Consider the following 16,666-nt stretch of genomic DNA (forward strand, 5'->3'; position numbering starts at 1 on the left):
AGAAAAGAAATCGACGATGCGATAAAAACCAGCGCGGCACCTCGTGGGTGCCGCGTACGCAAATTCAGTTAAGCAATGACGCTCTTGGCGGTGTTCACCACGTTCTCGACGGTGAAGCCGAAGTGCTTGAACAGCACGCCCGCCGGGGCCGATTCACCGAACGTGTCGATACCGACCACGGCTTGTACTTGGTACTTCCACCAGAAATCGGTCACGCCCGCTTCCACGGCGATGCGCGGCACGCCGGCCGGCAGCACGCTCGCCTTGTAGGCCGGATCCTGCTTGTCGAACACGGTCGTGGCCGGCACCGAAACCACGCGCGCGTGGATGCCCTCGGCGGCGAGCTGGTCTGCTGCACCGACCGCCAGGCCAACTTCCGAGCCCGTCGCGATGATGACCACGTCAGGCTTGCCGTTGGCGGCCGCATTTGCCCCATCCCGCAGCACGTAGCCGCCGCGGGCGATCGCCTCGCGCGTGGCCGGATTGCGCGCCTGGAACGGCAGGTTCTGGCGGCTGAAGATCAGGCAGCTCGGGCCGTTCTGGCGCGCGATGGCGGCGGCCCAGGCGACGGCGGTTTCGGTGGTGTCGGCAGTACGCCAGACGTCCATGTTCGGAATGAGGCGCAGGCTGGCGACGTGCTCGATCGACTGGTGCGTCGGGCCGTCTTCGCCCAGGCCGATGGAATCGTGCGTGAAGACGAAGATCGAGCGGATCTTCATCAGCGCGGCCATGCGCAGCGCGTTGCGGCTGTAGTCGGAGAACGTCAGGAACGTGCCGCCGTACGGAATGTAGCCGCCGTGCAACGCGATGCCGTTCATGATGGCGCTCATGCCGAACTCTCGCACGCCGTAGTTGATGTGGTTGCCCCAGGCATCCACGCGCACGGCCTTGCTGCCGCTCCAGTTGGTCAGGTTCGAGCCGGTCAGGTCGGCCGAGCCGCCCAGCAGCTCGCCCAGCACCGGGCCATAGGCTTCCAGCGTGTTCTGGCTGGCCTTGCGCGTGGCGATGGTCTCGGCCTTTTGCTCGCACTTCTCGATGAACTCGGCGACGGCCTTGTCGAAGGTTTCCGGCAGTTCGCCACGCATGCGGCGCTCGAACTGCGCGGCCTCGGCCGGGTAACGCTCCGAATACGCATCGAACAGCGCGTTCCAGGCCTTTTCCAGTGCTTGCCCCTGGCCCTTGGCATCCCACGCGTCGTACACGGCTTGCGGAATTTCGAACGGTGCGTGCGGCCAGGCCAGCGCTTCGCGCGCGGCAGCGATTTCCACGCCGCCCAGCGGCGCGCCGTGCACGTCGTGACCGCCTTCCTTGTTGGGCGCGCCCTTGCCGATGAGCGTGCGGCAGCAGATCAGCGTCGGCTTGTCCGACTTCTTGGCTTCTGCAATCGCGGCTTCGACGGCGGCAACGTTATGGCCGTCGACGGCGCGGATCACGTTCCAGCCGTAGGCTTCGAAGCGCTTCGGCGTGTCGTCGTTGAACCAGTGGACGACGTCGCCGTCGATCGAGATGCCGTTGTCGTCCCACAGCGCGATCAGCTTGTTCAGGCCCAGCGTGCCGGCCAGCGAGCAGGCTTCGTGGCTGATGCCTTCCATCAGGCAGCCGTCGCCCAGGAAGACGTAGGTGTGATGATTGACGATGTCAAAGCCCGGGCGATTGAATTCCTGGCCCAGCAGACGCTCAGCAAGGGCCATGCCGACGGCGTTGGTGATGCCCTGGCCCAGCGGGCCGGTGGTGGTTTCGACGCCGGGGGTGATGCCGTATTCGGGGTGGCCGGCGGTCTTGCTGTGCAGCTGGCGGAAATTCTTCAGCTCCGACATCGGCAGGTCATAGCCCGTCAGGTGCAGCAGCGCGTAGATCAGCATCGAGCCGTGACCGTTGGACAGCACGAAGCGGTCACGGTCGGGCCAGCGGGGGTTGAGCGGGTTGTGACGCAGGTGGCGGCTCCACAATGCCACGGCGATATCCGCCATGCCCATCGGCGCGCCGGGGTGGCCGGAATTGGCTTGCTGGACGGCGTCCATGGCAAGCACGCGAATGGCGCTGGCCATCAACTGGGTAGGCTGGGTGGTATTCGAGTGGAGGGCGGGGGCGGTCATGCGAACCTGCGGCAGGAGATAGGCGGGAAAACCGCGATTTTACCAGACGGGAATGACCCGGCTGGGGTGATCGCGGTCAGTAAAACGCGCTACGACGTCCCCTCCCCCGCCCGGCTTACCACTCCGCCACAGAACCGTCGGCGTGGCGCCACACCGGGTTGCGCCAGTCGGGGGCTTCCTTGCTCCGTTCGATGACCAGCGCCTCGTCGATGTCCACGCCCAGGCCGGGCAGGCGCGGCGGGCGGATATAGCCGCCTTCCAGCGCAAAATCGGCCTTGTTCCGCACGTAATCGAGCAGTTCGGCGCCCTTGTTGTAATGGATGCCCATGCTCTGTTCCTGCAACGTGGCGTTCCAACTGACGAAATCCACGTGCAGGCAGGCCGCCAGCGCGATGGGGCCAAGCGGGCAATGCGGCGCCAACGCCACATCGTAAGCCTCGGCCATGGCGGCGATTTTCACGCATTCGGTAATGCCGCCGGCGTGAGACAGGTCCGGCTGCAGGATCGACACCCCGCCTGCCTCCAGCACGCGCTTGAAGTCGAAGCGCGAGAACATGCGCTCGCCGGCGGCAATTGGCAGATGGGTGTGGGCGGCCAGGCGGGCATAGGTTTCGGCCTGCTCGGCCAGCACGGGCTCTTCGATAAAGAGCGGGCGATACGGCTCCAGCTCCTTGATCAGCACCTTGGCCATCGGCGCAGAAACGCGGCCGTGAAAATCCAGCCCGAATTCGACGGTGTTGCCGAACGCCGAGCGAATCTCAGCAACCTTGGCGACCGCAGCATCCACCGCGCGGGACGTGTCGATGATGCCCATCTCTTCGCAGCCGTTGAGCTTGAAGTGATCGAAGCCGCCGGCCTGCAGCGCCTTCATGCCGGCAATCACGTCGGCCGGGCGGTCGCCGCCGACCCAGCTGTAGGTGCGCATCTTGTCGCGCACGAGGCCGCCGAGCAGTTCGTACACCGGCACGCCCAGCACCTTGCCCTTGATGTCCCACAGCGCCTGGTCGATGCCGGCGATGGCGCTCATCAGGATCGGGCCGCCGCGGTAGAAGCCGGCGCGATACATGGTCTGCCACAGGTCGTTGATGCGGCTCGGGTCCTGGCCGATGAGGTAGTCGGACAGCTCGTGCACCGCTGCTTCCACCGTGCGCGCACGGCCTTCGATGACGGGTTCGCCCCAGCCGGTGACGCCCTCGTCGGTCTCGACTTTCAGGAACATCCAGCGCGGGGGCAGGCGGTACGTGGTCAGGCGGGTGATTTTCATGGATCGAATCGAAGGTGCGTTCAGGTGCGGACAGATTGGACGGCGCGGTAGGCGGTGACGAAGGCGCGCGCCCGTTCGGCGGTGCGCTCGACGGGCTGGCCCGGGCGATACAGGTCGCTGCCGAGGCCGGCGCCGATGCAGCCGGCGGCAAGGTAATCGGCAAGGTTCTCCGGCGTGATGCCGCCGACGGCAAATACCGGCACGTCAGCGGGCAGCACGGCCTTGAGCGCGCGGACATAACCGGTCCCGAGATTGCCGGCCGGGAAGATCTTCAGCGCCTGCGCGCCCGCGTCAAGCGCGGCAAAAGCCTCGGTGGCGGTCATGCAGCCGATGCAGGTGACGAGGCCGGCGTGGACGGCAGCGCGGATCACCGGCGTATGCGTGTTGGGCGTGACGACCAGCTTGCCGCCCGCCGCGACCATCAGGTCAACGTCTTCGGCGCGCAGGACGGTGCCCGCGCCGATCAGCGCGCGGTCGCCAAAGGAACGCGCGGCGAGCTGCACGCTCTGCGCCCAGTCGGGCGAGTTCAGCGGAATTTCGATGGCATCGAAGCCGGCATCGACAAGCGCCTGCGTATGCGCGAGCACCTCGTCAGGGCGGATGCCGCGCAGGATGGCGATCAGCGGAAGGTGGGTTGTCCAGGTCATTCGTGATAGAGCTGCGAGCGGCCGCCATCGATGAGGATGTCGGTCGCGTTGATGAAGCGCGCCTCGTCGGAGGCGAGGAACAGCGCGGTGTAGGCCACCTCTTCGGGCTCGCCGATGCGCTTGCACGGCAGCAGTTCGGCCTGCCGGCGGCGTTCGGCCTCCGGATCGGGAGCGGCGGCAAAGCCGGCCTCGGCAATCGGCGTGAGGATCAGCCCCGGCGAAATCGAATTGACGCGGATTCCGCGCGCTGCATATTCAATGCCCAGCGCTCGCGTGAGCCCGATCAGCCCATGCTTGGCCACCGGATAGGGAAACGCGCCCGGAATGATTTTGTGCCCATGCACCGACGCGATGTTCACGATGCTGCCCGCCCCGCGCGCCAGCATGTGCGGCAGCACGGCGCGCGCGCAGTGCCACGCGCCTTCCAGATCGACGGAAAGGCAGCGCGCCCAGTCGTCCTCGCTCAACTCGAGCGGATCGGAAAACACGTTGATGCCGGCGTTGTTGACCAGCACGTCGATCCCGCCAAAGCGCTCGACGCCGGCAGCGACCATTGCGTCGATCTGGGCGCGGTCGCGCACGTCGGCTTGCACGAGGAGGATGTTGTCGTTGCCAACGCTGTTGCCAATTTCGGCGGCAAAGGCTTCGGCGCGCGCGTCACGCATCAGCGCGTTGACGATCACGCGCGCGCCGTGCTGCGCGAACAGCTTGGCAATCGCGCCGCCAATGCCTTGCGTGGCGCCTGTCACCAAGGCGACCTTGCCGGCAAGACGCGGCGGAAAAGACATCGGAGAAGCAGTCATGCGTCAGTTCGATTCACGGTGAATTGATAGCTGCGCCGCAGGCTCTGGCCGGCGCCGAGAATCGTCAGCCCGTGGTCTTGCGGCAGGCCAGGTAAGTTGTGCGCGTTGATGGCGTGGTCGACGGGCTCGAAGCAGAAGAAGTCGTAGCCGGCTGGGGTGTACAGGACATAGCGCGACGTGTCGGCCGCGATCTGCACAGACACGCGGCGGCTGGGCCAGACGATCTCAGCGCGGCCATCCCAGCCTTCAAAGCTGTGATTGATGGCGGCGTTGGCTTCGAGCTTCCGGAGCTTGCGAAAGTCTGCATCTGCATGCGGCGCCTGCAGAACCGTCGGCAGATGGTCCGATGCGGATTCCCACATGGCCGTGGCGCTGGCGAGCAACCGAACATCCGGCGTGCGCGGAAAGAACGGATGCACGCCCAGCCCGAACGGCAGCGGCGCACCTTCGTTGCGTACCGTCAGCGAAATTTCCAGCGTGTTGCCCGCGAGCGTGTAGCGCTGCGTCGTCACGTAGTGGAAGGGGCGGCCCTGGTCGACCGTTGCGGCGAGTTCGACCGACGAGTCTGTTTGTGAGAGCACCTCCCACGGCATCAGCCAGCCGTGGCCGTGCAGCGGATACGCTTCGTCGTCTCGCGTGCCCGGCACGTCGATGGTCCGCCCCTGGAACTGGAAGCGCCCGCCGCCGATGCGGTTGGACCACGGCACCAGCGGAAAGCAGGCCAGCGCTCTCGGATCGTGCAGCGCGGCTTCTGCTGTCCCCGGCCGGAAGATCGGCGCGACATCGCCGTCACGCAGCAGATCGAAACGCAGCAAGCCGCCACCGGCTTCGGGCAATACCTCGGCGCGTAGCGTGCCGTTTTCAAGCTGCAACGTAGGCATGGCCGAACCGGCCCTCCGGCAATCCGCGTACGTCCGGCACGGCAAGCTGCAACGTCGCGCCGGCATTCACGTCTTCTGCCAGGCGGTGCGCCGACAAGCCATCGCGCGCCGTCGTCAGATACAGCGTGTCGAGCGCCGCGCCGCCAAAGGCCGGGCATGTCGGCTGCGATGCCGGCACGGAAACGCGCGCGAGCACGCGGCCATCCGGTGCGTAGCGCGTCAGGCGGTTGCCGCCCCACTCGGCATTCCACAGGCAGCCGTCTGCGTCGACGGTGGAGCCATCGGGCGACCCCTTGTGCGCGCCATCGGCATCCTGGTCACGCAGATCGGCGAAGACGCGAATATTGGCGACTGCGCCGGTCTGCCCGTCGTAACCGCAGGCGTGGATGCGCCGGCTGTTGGTATCGCACCAATACATGGTCTCGCCGTCGGGGCTGAAGGCGATGCTGTTGGCGATGGCGATGTGCGGCAGCGCCAGGCGTTGCAACGTGCCCATCGGCGTGAAGCGATAGAAGCTGCCGGTGGGTTCCGGGCCGCCTTCGTGCAGCGTGCCGAAGACGTAGTTGCCGGAGCGGTCTGCGCGGCCGTCATTGACGCGCGTGGTCGGGTTGTCGGATTCGACGTCAGCCAGCAGCGTGAGCGCGCCGGTGCGCGTGTCGAAGCGGGCGATGTTCTTGGCAAGGCCGAGGATCAGCACGCCGGGCTCGTCCGTCAGCACGAAAGAGCCGACGCGTTGCGGCAGCGGCCATTGACGCTCCTGCCCCGTCGCCGGATCGTGCTGCCACAGCAGCGATTCCTGGATGTCGGTCCACCAGAGCACGCGCAGGGCGCCGTCCCAGACGATGCCTTCGCCCAGCGTGCAGCGCAGATCGGACAGCGTGGTTGCGGTTGTCATCTGCACGGCCTCACTCACGACCGCCGCGGTTCTTCAACTGGTCGACCAACACCGCCGCCAGCAGAATCGCGCCGCGCACGAGGTACTGATAGAACGCGTCGATGTTCAGCAGGTTCATCGCGTTCTGCACGGTGCCCATGATCAGCACGCCGACCAGCACCCCGCTGATGGTCGCGCGGCCGCCGAGCAGCGACACGCCGCCCAGCACGCAGGCCGAGATCACGTTCAGCTCAAAGCCTTGCGCCGCATTCGGCTGGCCGCTGGTGATGCGCGCCGCCAGGATCACGCCGGCCAGCGCGGCAATCACGCCCTGGATCAGGAAGATCACGATGCGCGTCATGTTGACGTTCACGCCGGCCAGCCGGGCCGCTTCCGGATTGCCGCCAATCGCCAGCGTATTGCGGCCGTAGATCGTCTTGTTGAGCAGCACGCCAAACACGACAAAGCACAGCGCCGCCACCCACACCGGCGTCGGCACACCAAAAAAGATCGTGTTGCCGAGGTCGAAGAAATCCATGTCGGACACGCCCACCGCCTGCCCATGCGAGGCGATGAAAGCGAGGCCCCGCACGATTTCCATCGTGGCCAGCGTTGTGATCAGCGCATTGATCTTCAGCTTGGCGATCACGAAACCATTGATGCCGCCGATGATCGCGCCCGCCACCAGGCTCGCGCCAATGCCGAGTGCAATGCTGCCGGTGGCGTTGATGATCATGGCGCACAACACGCCGGCAAACGCCACCGTGGAGCCGATCGACAGATCGAAATCACGCGACGCCAGACAGAACATCATCGTGCAGGCAACCATGCCGATCTGCGAGACGGACAACGCAAGGCCGACCATGTTCTGCCACGAGAAGAAATACTCGACGGAGAACGACAGCGCGGCAAAGAGAATGGCGAAGATCAGCGGCAGGCTGAAATCGTCCAGCAGGCGAAGCAGGCGCGTCTTGTTCATGGCAGAGCGTGCCGATGCGGCCAGCGCATCGGAATGTTGCAGGGGTTGAGACTGGGACATCTTGGACTCCGGGGTTCTCATGCCGCCAGCGGCGGCAAAGGTGCGGACGGCAACGGCGCGGACTCTGGCCGCAGCGCGAGCTTGAGCACGGCTTGCTCGTTGGCCTGTTCGCGCGGCAATTCGCCGGCGATGCGGCCTTCGCTCATCACCAGCACGCGGTCGGCCACACCGAGTATTTCCGGCAGCTCGCTGGAAATCATCAGCACGGCCACGCCGCGTTCGGCCAGCTCGTACAGCACCTGGTAGATCTCGTTCTTGGCACCGACATCGATGCCGCGCGTGGGCTCGTCGATGATCAACACGCGCATGTCGTCTTCGGCCAGCCAGCGCGCCAGGATGGCCTTCTGCTGATTGCCGCCCGACAGCAGGCGGATCGGCTGCTCGCGGTTGGGCGTCTTGATGCGCAGGCGCGTGATGTAGTGATCGGCCGTCTTCGCTTCCTGCCGGTCATTGACGAACAGGCCGAAGCGGCGCTGGTTGCGCCGGCAGCTGATGTTGATGTTTTCCGACACCGACCGGCAGCCGATGATGCCCTCCTCCTTGCGGTCTTCCGGGCACAGGACGATGCCCTGGCGGATGGCGTCGGCCACATCCCGGATGCGGATCGGCGCGCCATCGAGCGTGATGCTGCCCGCCGTCTTGCGATCGGCCCCGTAGATCAATCGCGCCAGCTCCGAGCGCCCTGCGCCCACCAGCCCGAAAAGGCCGACGATTTCGCCGCGGCGTACGGACAGGCTTGCCGGCTCGGCCAGCTTCGGGCCCATCAGGCCATCCACCTGCAAGCGCACCTCGCCCAGCGGCCGCGCGCGGTAGTCGAAGATGTCGTCGATCTGGCGGCCGACCATCTGCGCCACCAGCTCGTCACGCGTGACGTTGGCCATCGACGGGAAATCCGCCACCTTGCGGCCGTCGCGGAAGATCGTGCAGCCATCGCACAGCTCGAAAATCTCATCGAGCCGGTGCGAGATGTAGATCAGCGCACGGCCCTGCGCGCGCAGGTCTTTCACGAGGCGGAACAGGATGTCGGTCTCCCGGATCGACAAGGAACTCGTCGGCTCGTCCAGCGCAATCACGCGCGCATCGCGCAGGATCGCCTTGCAGATCTCGACCATCTGGCGCTGGCCGATCGACAGATGTTTCAGCTTGGCGCGCGGGTCCAGGTCGACGCCGATGCGGCCGAGCTGCTCGCGCGTCCAGGCCATCGCCTCGCGCTGGCGGATGAACCCGCCGCTGGCCGGCAGGTGGCCGAGCAGCAGGTTGTCCATCACCGTCAGCTCGGGCACCGTCTGCAATTCCTGGTGGATGACGGCAATACCGGCGTCCAGCGCCGCGCGCGTGGTCGGAAACGTCGTCGGCTTTCCCTCGACGACGATCTGCCCGCCATCGGGCTGATAGTCGCCGCCCAGAATCTTCAACAGCGTCGACTTGCCCGCGCCGTTCTCGCCCAGCAAGCCGTGCACGCGACCGCATTCGATGCCGAACGACACATCGGACAGCGCCCGCACACCCGGAAACACCTTGCTGATGCCACGAAACTCAAGAAACGCCGACATGGCAAGTCTCCTTCAACAACGTCATCCGCAAAATCACAGACCCATCTCTTGGCGGACGGCCTTTTCGTTGTCGCGCGTCATCAGGCGGCCGCTGGTCAGGATGAGCGGATCCGGCGCCTTGTTGTTCTTGATCCACTCGTACATGTTCACCGAGGTCTCGTAGCCGTGACGCTTCGGGCTGATCAGCACGGTGCCGAAGAAGCCGGTCTTCTCGGGCTTGGCGAACTCGTTGAGCGCCGACTGGCTGCCGCCGATGCCCACGCCGATGATGTCGGCCGGCTTCACGCCGTGGCCTTCCGCTGCGCGCACGGCGCCCAGCACGGCTTCGTCATTGAGGCCGAAGGCGATCCAGTGCTTGAACTTCGGGTTCTTCGTCAGCGTGATGTTGGCGGCGTTGAAGGCGGCCTCGGTATCCGTCTTGGCCTGCGGGCTGGTCAACACGTTGGCGGCCGGGAAGCCCGCCTTGGTGAGCGCGGCGACTGCGCCGTCGGTGCGTTCCTTGGCGGTCGGCAGCTGGTCATAGGCAATGCGGATGGCACCCACCTCCGACAGGTTCCAGCCGCGCTTCTTCATCTCCTGCGCGATGGCGTCGCCCACCTGTTCGCCGATCTTCGTGGCCGAGATGCCCATGTGCGGCACCGACTCGATCGGCTTGCCTGCGCCATCGACCAAGCGGTCATCCACCGTCATCAGCTTGAGGTTGTTCTGCTTGGCCTTGGCCACGACCGCCGGCCCGAGCTTCACGTCGGGCACGCAAATCACGAAACCCTGCGCGTGCTGCGCGCCCAGGTTGTCGATGGCGGTCAGGACTTCGCCGCCGCTGGGCACGCCGATCTTCACCAGCTTGAAGCCCTTTTCCTTGGCGGCCTGATCTGCGAACTTCCATTCGTCCTGGAACCACGGCTCTTCGGGCTGCTTGACCAGGAAGCCGATCTTCACGTCATCGGCTGCATGGGCAAACACCGAAAGGCCGCCGGCCATGGCGAACAGCGTGGCGGCCGCAATGGCCTTGAATGTCCCGCGTCGTTGTTGTTGCATATTGTCTCCTTGCGACGCCGTCTTTGCGGCATCTGTTCTGGGTTGGATGAAAGATGGAATGGCGTGCGCGCCCGGCTTACGCCACCTTCAAGGTTTTGACCAGGCCGCGCTCGCGTGCGATGGCGATCGCGCCGCTGCCGGCCAGGTGTTCCTGCTGTTCACTGCTGGTGACGGTGACCTTGCCCGAGAAGAAATCGTCGTCCGACACCAGCACGGCCAGCGCCTCGCGCAACAGCGGCTTGCCAGTGATGACGAACTGCGTGCCCGGGTTCATGCGGATCGCGCTGCTGTTCTTGAGCGTGAGCAGATCCGCGCCCAGCACGGCGCCCAGCAGGAAGTTGGCCCGCGCATTGCGCTCGTAGATCGTGAACTGCCCCAGCGTGCGCACCATGAAGCAGGCGCGCCCCAGACCGATGCTGCTGGCACTGCGCGCGCCCGCGAGCAACATTTCCGGATCGACCTCGGTGGCGAAGTCGGAGTCGAGCGCGTCGGCCAGGATGGTGTTGTGCGTGATCACGTGGAGCAGCTCGCCGGCCAGCGTGGTCACACAGCCGGTGATGCGCTGGTCGGCGTCCAGATGCACGAACTTCGAGTGCGAGCCCGGCAGCACGATCACCGCCGGTTCGGTGATGCCAAGGCGCGAGACCAAACCCATGGTCTCGACCTCTTCGCCGCGCATCATGTCCATCGACTCGATGTTGTGCAGGCCGAGGTTGTCCACCGGATTGCGCACGCCCGGCACGAACCAGATCGGCTGGGGGCACACCTCGGGGATGCTCGCCTGCACCATCCCGGCCGCCAGGTCGCGCAGGCCAGCCGGTGCCATCAGGTGCGGGACTTCGTGCAGCCCGACGTTGGAGGTGATCATGCCGGACGCCAGCACCAAGTCGACCTGGCTCATGCCAAACCCGGCCTTCTGCAGCGCAGCTTCGATCGTGTCTTGCACGCCGCGCTGCAGCGTCGTCCGGTTGCCGGTGATGGCGGTATCGCGCACGCCAACCTGGCGCGCAGCCTGGCAAAGCGCAACGTCATCGCGCCAGACCGTGACGCGTGTGTTGGTGGTACCGGTATCGATGGTGAGGATGTTCATGCGTGGCATTGCTTGGTGTGACGTGGGACGGGGCCCGAGGCGAAAAACCGTTTCATGATCCCGCAGCAAGCGGCCCGAGGTTGACCCGGAAAGCGCCGCCATCGCTGAAGACAGCGGCGCGCGCAGTGAAGTTCGGGGCGCACAGCGGGATCATGAGCGGTTTTTTAGAACGAGTGAACGATACCCGTATAGGCACCCAGCTGGTTCTTGCCCGGGGCCGGGTTGTTGTTGGTCGCTTCCACTGAGAAATTGGCGGTGGAGCTGTTCTGCACCGTGCCCACGCTCGCGTACAGCATCGTGCGCTTGGACAGGTTGTAGTTCGCGCCGGCCATGAACAGGTTGGCGTTGCCGCCGCCGTGGTTGACGTTGACGCGGTAGGCCGCGCCGATCAGCGTCAGCGCCGGCGTGACTTCGTAGTTGATGCCCAGCCAGTAGTGGTTCGCCTTGGTCGGGGCACCCGCCGCGGCATCCGGCGCCGACAGGTTTTCATACGCGGCAAACAGCTTCGCCTTGCCGATGGTGTACGTGCCGCCGATCGTCGCTTCCTTCGAGAAGTTGAAGATGTCGCTGAACTTGCCGTTGCCGTCGCGGATCACGTCGTAGATCGCGCGTACTTCCAGCGGGCCCGTCTTGTAGACGGCCGATACGCCATCGCGGCGGCTGTTGGTGAAGGAGCCCGGCTGCTCGCCCAAGCCCGTCTGCAGGCCGATCTGGAAGCCGCCCCAGGTCGGGCTTTGATATTCGACGATGTTGTTGGCGCCCGGCCAGTTGCGCCCGCGCACCAGCGTGGCCGAGCCGATGAACTGCTGGCCGGTCGGGTCGAGGAACCAGACGTCGTTGCTGATGAAGAGGTTCTTACCGGCCGTCAACGTGCCCCAGGTCGGGCTGGACAGGCCGACGTACGAACGGCGGTTGAAGAGCGCATCGCCGTTGGTCCGGCCTTGCGCCGCGCCAAAGCCGGATTCGAGCCGGAAGAGCGCCTGCAGGCCACCGCCCAGATCTTCCTTGCCCATGAACCCGAACATGCTGGTCCCCCACTGGTTGTCGGCCGCGCGCCAGAGGCTGCCGCCCGGCGAGGTCGCGGTGGGGGCGACGTTGTTCTGGTAGTCGATGCCGCTGGCGACGCGGCCGTACAGCGTGACGTTGGTTTGTGCGAGGGCGGGAGCGGTCCAGCCAGCGAGCGCAAGGCCGCACGCCAGCATCCCGCGAACAGCGGTGGTTCGATTCATGACGTCTCCTGAAATGTTTTTGTAGGCGGGGTCCGGTGCGGCGCGCGGTTTGAGATCGCTGGAGGCACACACCAGGCATCGTCACCGTCCCCAGGCGCATTTGTAGTCGGGGCCGCCTTAACGTGGCAAACTACAAATTCTTCGTTAGACGTTAAATTTTTCTTAACGAGAACGCATGCCACGGCGCCTTCCTCCCCTTAATGCGTTGCGCGTCTTTGAAGTCGCGGGCCGACACCTGAGTTTCAGCCGGGCCGCCGACGAGCTTTGCGTGACGAATGCGGCCGTCAGCCACCAGATCAAACAGCTCGAAGATCATCTGGGGAAAAAGCTCTTCGCGCGCCGCAACAACCAGCTCACGCTCACAGACGCCGGCGAAAACTACCTGCCCCGCGTGCGCGACGCGCTGCGTGCGCTCGAACAAGCCACCGACCTCTTGATGGACACCGCCGACGCGCCCCTGCGCGTGGCCGTGCCGCCAACCTTCGGCGCCAAGTGGCTGGTGCCGCGGCTGTACCGCTTCTTCAACCAGCATCCGCATGTGCGCGTCGAGGTCTCCACCGCCGATGTGCAGGACCACGGCCAGTTCGATCTATGCATCGACGACCGGCAAGTCAATGCGCCCAACCTTCGCGTCGAGTGGTTCACCTCCACCGATTTCTTCCCCGTGTGCAACGCCACGCTGCAGGCCGCCATCCGCATGCCGCAGGACCTGGCCACGCAGACGCTGCTGCACGAGCGCGGCGGACGCCATCTCGCGCACCATCCGACGTGGCGGCAATGGCTTGACGAGGTGGGTGTTCCCCACATCGACGCCACGCGCGGGCCGGCGTTTTCCGAGGCGCTGATGGCCCTGCAGGCCGCCATTGACGGCCAAGGCGTGGCGCTCGGCCAGGGCATCCTCGTCGAATACGACATCGCCGCCGGACGCCTGATGCGGCCGCTTGCGACCGAAGCCTCGCTGCGTCTGTCGTACTACCTGATCTATCCGCACCAGGCCGCCGAACACGCAGGCTTTGCACTGTTTCGCCAATGGCTCGTCGACGAAGTTGCCCGCAGCGGTGGGCGCGCCCGCAATGAACTCGCGCCAGGCGAGGTGTTTTGATTTCTTTTTGATTGTGGTGCGGCCGGCGCTCTACACTACTCGTCCCTGGTTGCATCGCGCCGAAGAAGGAGCCCGCCATGAGCTTCCCCCGCCCCGCCAACACGCCGTGGCTCGTCCCGTACCTGACCGTGCGCGACGCCTCGGCCGCCATCGCCTTCTATCGCAACGCGTTCGGTTTCGGTGTGCAGGATGAGGTGCACGACCATGGCCGCCCGATCCACGTCGAGATGACGTACCAGGGCCAGCTCATGCTGATGTTTGCGCCCGAAGGCGCCTTCGGCTCCACCGCCAAAGCCCCGGCCGGCGCCGGCTTTGAATGCCCGCAGAACTTCCACCTCTATTGCGACGACGTCGACACCGTGTACCAGCACGCGCTCGACCAAGGCGCCGCGTCCATCATGGCGCCGCACGACGCCTTCTGGGGCGAACGCTACGCCGCCGTGCGCGATCCCGATGGCTACCGCTGGGGCCTTGCCTGCCGCCCTGCCACAGCCTGATCGCTCATCGCCGGATCGCCTGACCGATTCACAACAAGGATTGCAGTAATGGGGCTTCCCCGTTTTTTCGTCGATACGCCGCTCGCCCCCAATACCACCGTCACGCTGGACGAGTCCGTCACGCGCCACATCCACGTACTGCGCCTGGCCGCTGGCGATGACGTCTGCCTGTTCAATGGCTCCGGCCACGAATTCCGTGCGCGGCTCGACGCCATCAACAAGCGCGATGCCACTGCCAGCCTTGCCGACGCCACGCAGCCTGACACCGAAACGCGCTACGCCATCACGCTTGCGCAAGGCATTGCCGGCGGCGACAAGATGGATTGGCTCATCGAAAAGGCCGTCGAACTGGGCGTCAATGCCGTCGCGCCGCTGCAGACCGAACGCGGCGTGGTGCGACTCTCCGGCGAGCGTGCCGCCAAGCGCGTGCAGCACTGGCAAGCACTGGTGCAGGCCGCCTGCGAGCAATGCGGACGCGCCCGCGTGCCGGCGGTCGCGCCGGTCGCCACGCTGCGCGAATGGCTTGCCGCCGCCAAGTCGACCGATGCGCCGCGCGTGTTGCTGTCACCGCGCGGCACGCAGTCGCTCACGCAGTGGGCGGTGCAGTCGCGCACGCACATCGAAGGCAGCGGCATCCTCCTGCTGATCGGCCCCGAGGGTGGCCTCTCGCCCGACGAGGAAGCGCTTGCCGAGGCTGCCGGTTTCTTACCACTGACACTCGGGCGACGTATTCTGAGAACGGAATCGGCGGCGCTTGTTGCCGTCTCCGCGCTGCACGCCGTGCTCGGCGAGTTCTAAGTTCTCGCGACGAAACACTGACCGTTTGATCCCCCGGCGGGCCTTATCCCCCCCTGCCCGCCATTGACCAAAGGAGCTTCATCATGGGTCTACTCGATTCGATTCTCGGCGGCGGCAATGACGCCAGCGGCGCGCAATCGTCCTTGCTGGGCAACAAGAAAGTGCTGCTGGCCGTGGGCGTGCTGGCCTATCTGGCAATGAAGCACAAGTCGCAAGGCGCGGGCGATGCGGCCGCGCCGCAAGGGCAGGAAGATCAGGGCGGCGGCCTGTTCGGTTCGCTCGGTGGCTTGCTTGGTGCAGCAGGCGGTGCCGGCGCGCTGGGCAGTCTGCTCGGCGGTGCTGGTGGGGCCGGCGGCCTTGGCGGTCTGCTCGGCGGTTTGCTGGGCGGCGGCAGCGGCAATGCGGATCAGGCGGCGGTCAGTGGCCTTGGGCCGCTGCAGCAGATCCTGGAACAAGCCGGTCTGGGCGAACAGGTCAAATCGTGGATCGGCAATGGTCAGAACCTGCCGGTGTCGGGCGAACAGATCACGCAGGCACTGAGCGGCACGGGTGCGCTGGAGGAGGTGTCGAAACTGGCGGCCAACTTCGGCATCAACGAAGGCGATCTCGCCAGCCAGCTCGCCGAAGGCCTGCCCGAAGCCGTCAATCACCTCACGCCGCAGGGCGCTGTGCCGGCGGCCTGAACGTCATCTCCACACAGAAAAAAGCCCGCAATTGCGGGCTTTCTTTTTTAGCCCAGGCAGTCAGCCGGCGCCGTAGGCCGTTCGGCCCGCATCGCGCAGCGCCTGCACCACATGCAGCGCTGCCGGCGACAACAAGCGGTCCGTGCGCGTGATGATGCCGAAGTCGTCCATCTGGCACGGCATCGGCAGCGGAAGAATCGCCAGCATCCGATACGACGCGTAGTACTGCGCGACATCGGTGCCGATCACGGCCAGCATGTCGCTCTGCTCGAGGATGCGCGTCAGGAAGAGCAGCGCGGAGGTTTCGACCACGCTGGACGGCGCTGTCAGGCTCTCCCGCTGGAACATCAAATCGAACCGGTGACGCAGCACGCTGCCGATGGGCGGCACCACCCAGGTGGCGGGCTGCACATCGGCCAAGGTCAGCGATGGTTCTGCCAGCAGCGGATGGCCGGGCCGCGCCACCGCCACCACCGGTTCGTCGGCTAGCGGCTCGTAGCGCAGGTGCAGTTTGTCGTGTTCGGCAAACAGGCGACCGACCACCAGGTCGAGCTTGTCCTGCGCCAGGCGTTCGAGCAGCACATTGCTGCTTTCGATTTCAAGCGACACCCGCAGCCCCGGATGCTCGCGCGTGATCTGCGCCACCACCGGCGGCAACAGCCGCACGCCGGGCGATGTGATGGTGCCCACCGCCACGTGCCCCAGGTGACCAGCCTTCAGCCCAAGCACCTCCTCCTGCGCCTGGTCCAGGCTGCCGACGACTGCGCGCGCGTGCCGGATCAGCGCATCGCCATAGCGCGTGGGCCGCATGCCGCGCGGCATGCGCTCGAACAGTTGCACATCCAGCATGGCTTCCAGCTCGCGCAGCAGCTTGGAGGCGGCGGGCTGCGTCATGTTCAGCGCGGCGGCCGCCCGGTGGATGTTGCCCTCCTCGGCCAGGGCAATCAGCAGCAGCAGTTGTCGCGTCTTCAGGCGCGCACGGACATACCAGGGGCTGTTCGACATCGGGTCTTCCTCGAGATATCAAATCGGATATCGGTCACGGCCAATATTTCATTGGAAGGATATCAGG

Annotated in this window: 16 protein-coding genes; 4 read left to right on the forward strand and 12 right to left on the reverse strand. The window is 65.7% G+C overall.

The features are described 5' to 3' along the window. Positions 1-68: 68 nt before the first annotated feature. The 11 genes from tkt to R2669_RS10225 form a co-directional block, all read right to left on the reverse strand. Positions 69-2,096: a transketolase gene (gene tkt, locus R2669_RS10175; RefSeq protein WP_316899919.1), complete on the reverse strand. Its 2,028-nt coding sequence runs from the start codon at positions 2,094-2,096 to the stop codon at positions 69-71. 115 nt (positions 2,097-2,211) lie between these two features. Continuing rightward, positions 2,212-3,360 carry a galactonate dehydratase gene (gene dgoD / locus R2669_RS10180; RefSeq protein ID WP_012762895.1) on the reverse strand — a complete coding sequence of 383 codons (1,149 nt, stop codon included), beginning with the start codon at positions 3,358-3,360 and terminating at the stop codon, positions 2,212-2,214. Positions 3,361-3,380: 20 nt separating this feature from the next. Continuing rightward, positions 3,381-4,007 (reverse strand): 2-dehydro-3-deoxy-6-phosphogalactonate aldolase, encoded by a 627-nt coding sequence (locus R2669_RS10185; protein ID WP_102066812.1) that lies wholly within the window; start codon positions 4,005-4,007, stop codon positions 3,381-3,383. Next, a complete protein-coding gene (locus R2669_RS10190; protein ID WP_147215937.1) occupies positions 4,004-4,810 on the reverse strand; it encodes an SDR family oxidoreductase in 807 nt (268 codons plus the stop codon). The genes R2669_RS10185 and R2669_RS10190 overlap by 4 nt, the downstream gene beginning before the upstream one ends. Further along, entirely contained in the window at positions 4,807-5,691 is an 885-nt protein-coding gene (locus R2669_RS10195; RefSeq protein ID WP_316899921.1) for an aldose 1-epimerase, read from the reverse strand. Before R2669_RS10195 ends, R2669_RS10190 begins: the two co-directional genes overlap by 4 nt. After that, complete coding sequence (locus R2669_RS10200; RefSeq protein WP_316899923.1) at positions 5,672-6,586, reverse strand: SMP-30/gluconolactonase/LRE family protein; 915 nt, start codon at positions 6,584-6,586, stop codon at positions 5,672-5,674. The genes R2669_RS10195 and R2669_RS10200 overlap by 20 nt, the downstream gene beginning before the upstream one ends. A 10-nt stretch (positions 6,587-6,596) precedes the next feature. Further along, positions 6,597-7,544, reverse strand: a complete 948-nt coding sequence (gene araH / locus R2669_RS10205) for an L-arabinose ABC transporter permease AraH (protein WP_249262918.1) — start codon at positions 7,542-7,544, stop codon at positions 6,597-6,599. Between the two features lie 77 nt (positions 7,545-7,621). After that, the gene (gene araG / locus R2669_RS10210) at positions 7,622-9,157 is read right to left on the reverse strand and encodes an L-arabinose ABC transporter ATP-binding protein AraG (protein WP_316890065.1); all 1,536 of its coding nucleotides are present in this window, start codon (positions 9,155-9,157) and stop codon (positions 7,622-7,624) included. 33 nt (positions 9,158-9,190) lie between these two features. Beyond that, positions 9,191-10,195 carry an arabinose ABC transporter substrate-binding protein gene (locus R2669_RS10215; protein ID WP_147215933.1) on the reverse strand — a complete coding sequence of 335 codons (1,005 nt, stop codon included), beginning with the start codon at positions 10,193-10,195 and terminating at the stop codon, positions 9,191-9,193. 76 nt (positions 10,196-10,271) lie between these two features. Next, on the reverse strand, positions 10,272-11,285 hold the full coding sequence (locus R2669_RS10220) for a 2-dehydro-3-deoxygalactonokinase (protein WP_147215931.1): 1,014 nt from the start codon (positions 11,283-11,285) through the stop codon (positions 10,272-10,274). A gap of 164 nt (positions 11,286-11,449) precedes the next feature. Continuing rightward, positions 11,450-12,514 (reverse strand): porin, encoded by a 1,065-nt coding sequence (locus R2669_RS10225; RefSeq protein ID WP_316899925.1) that lies wholly within the window; start codon positions 12,512-12,514, stop codon positions 11,450-11,452. Between the two features lie 175 nt (positions 12,515-12,689). Between R2669_RS10225 and gcvA the strand changes: the two genes are divergently transcribed. The 4 genes from gcvA to R2669_RS10245 all read left to right on the forward strand — a co-directional run bounded on the left by gcvA (position 12,690) and on the right by R2669_RS10245 (position 15,594). Then, positions 12,690-13,616: a transcriptional regulator GcvA gene (gcvA, locus tag R2669_RS10230; protein ID WP_316899926.1), complete on the forward strand. Its 927-nt coding sequence runs from the start codon at positions 12,690-12,692 to the stop codon at positions 13,614-13,616. Positions 13,617-13,693: 77 nt separating this feature from the next. Then, positions 13,694-14,113, forward strand: a complete 420-nt coding sequence (locus R2669_RS10235; protein WP_316899928.1) for a VOC family protein — start codon at positions 13,694-13,696, stop codon at positions 14,111-14,113. Between the two features lie 48 nt (positions 14,114-14,161). Beyond that, complete coding sequence (locus R2669_RS10240) at positions 14,162-14,911, forward strand: 16S rRNA (uracil(1498)-N(3))-methyltransferase (RefSeq protein ID WP_316899930.1); 750 nt, start codon at positions 14,162-14,164, stop codon at positions 14,909-14,911. Positions 14,912-14,994: 83 nt separating this feature from the next. Beyond that, positions 14,995-15,594 (forward strand): YidB family protein, encoded by a 600-nt coding sequence (locus tag R2669_RS10245; protein ID WP_102066820.1) that lies wholly within the window; start codon positions 14,995-14,997, stop codon positions 15,592-15,594. A 60-nt stretch (positions 15,595-15,654) separates the two neighbouring features. Here R2669_RS10245 and R2669_RS10250 read toward each other — a convergent pair whose 3' ends face one another. Continuing rightward, positions 15,655-16,599, reverse strand: a complete 945-nt coding sequence (locus tag R2669_RS10250; RefSeq protein ID WP_316899932.1) for a LysR family transcriptional regulator — start codon at positions 16,597-16,599, stop codon at positions 15,655-15,657. Positions 16,600-16,666: the final 67 nt, after the last annotated feature.

The sequence above is a fragment of the Ralstonia edaphi genome, from assembly GCF_958350185.1.
GTDB lineage: Bacteria > Pseudomonadota > Gammaproteobacteria > Burkholderiales > Burkholderiaceae > Ralstonia > Ralstonia edaphi.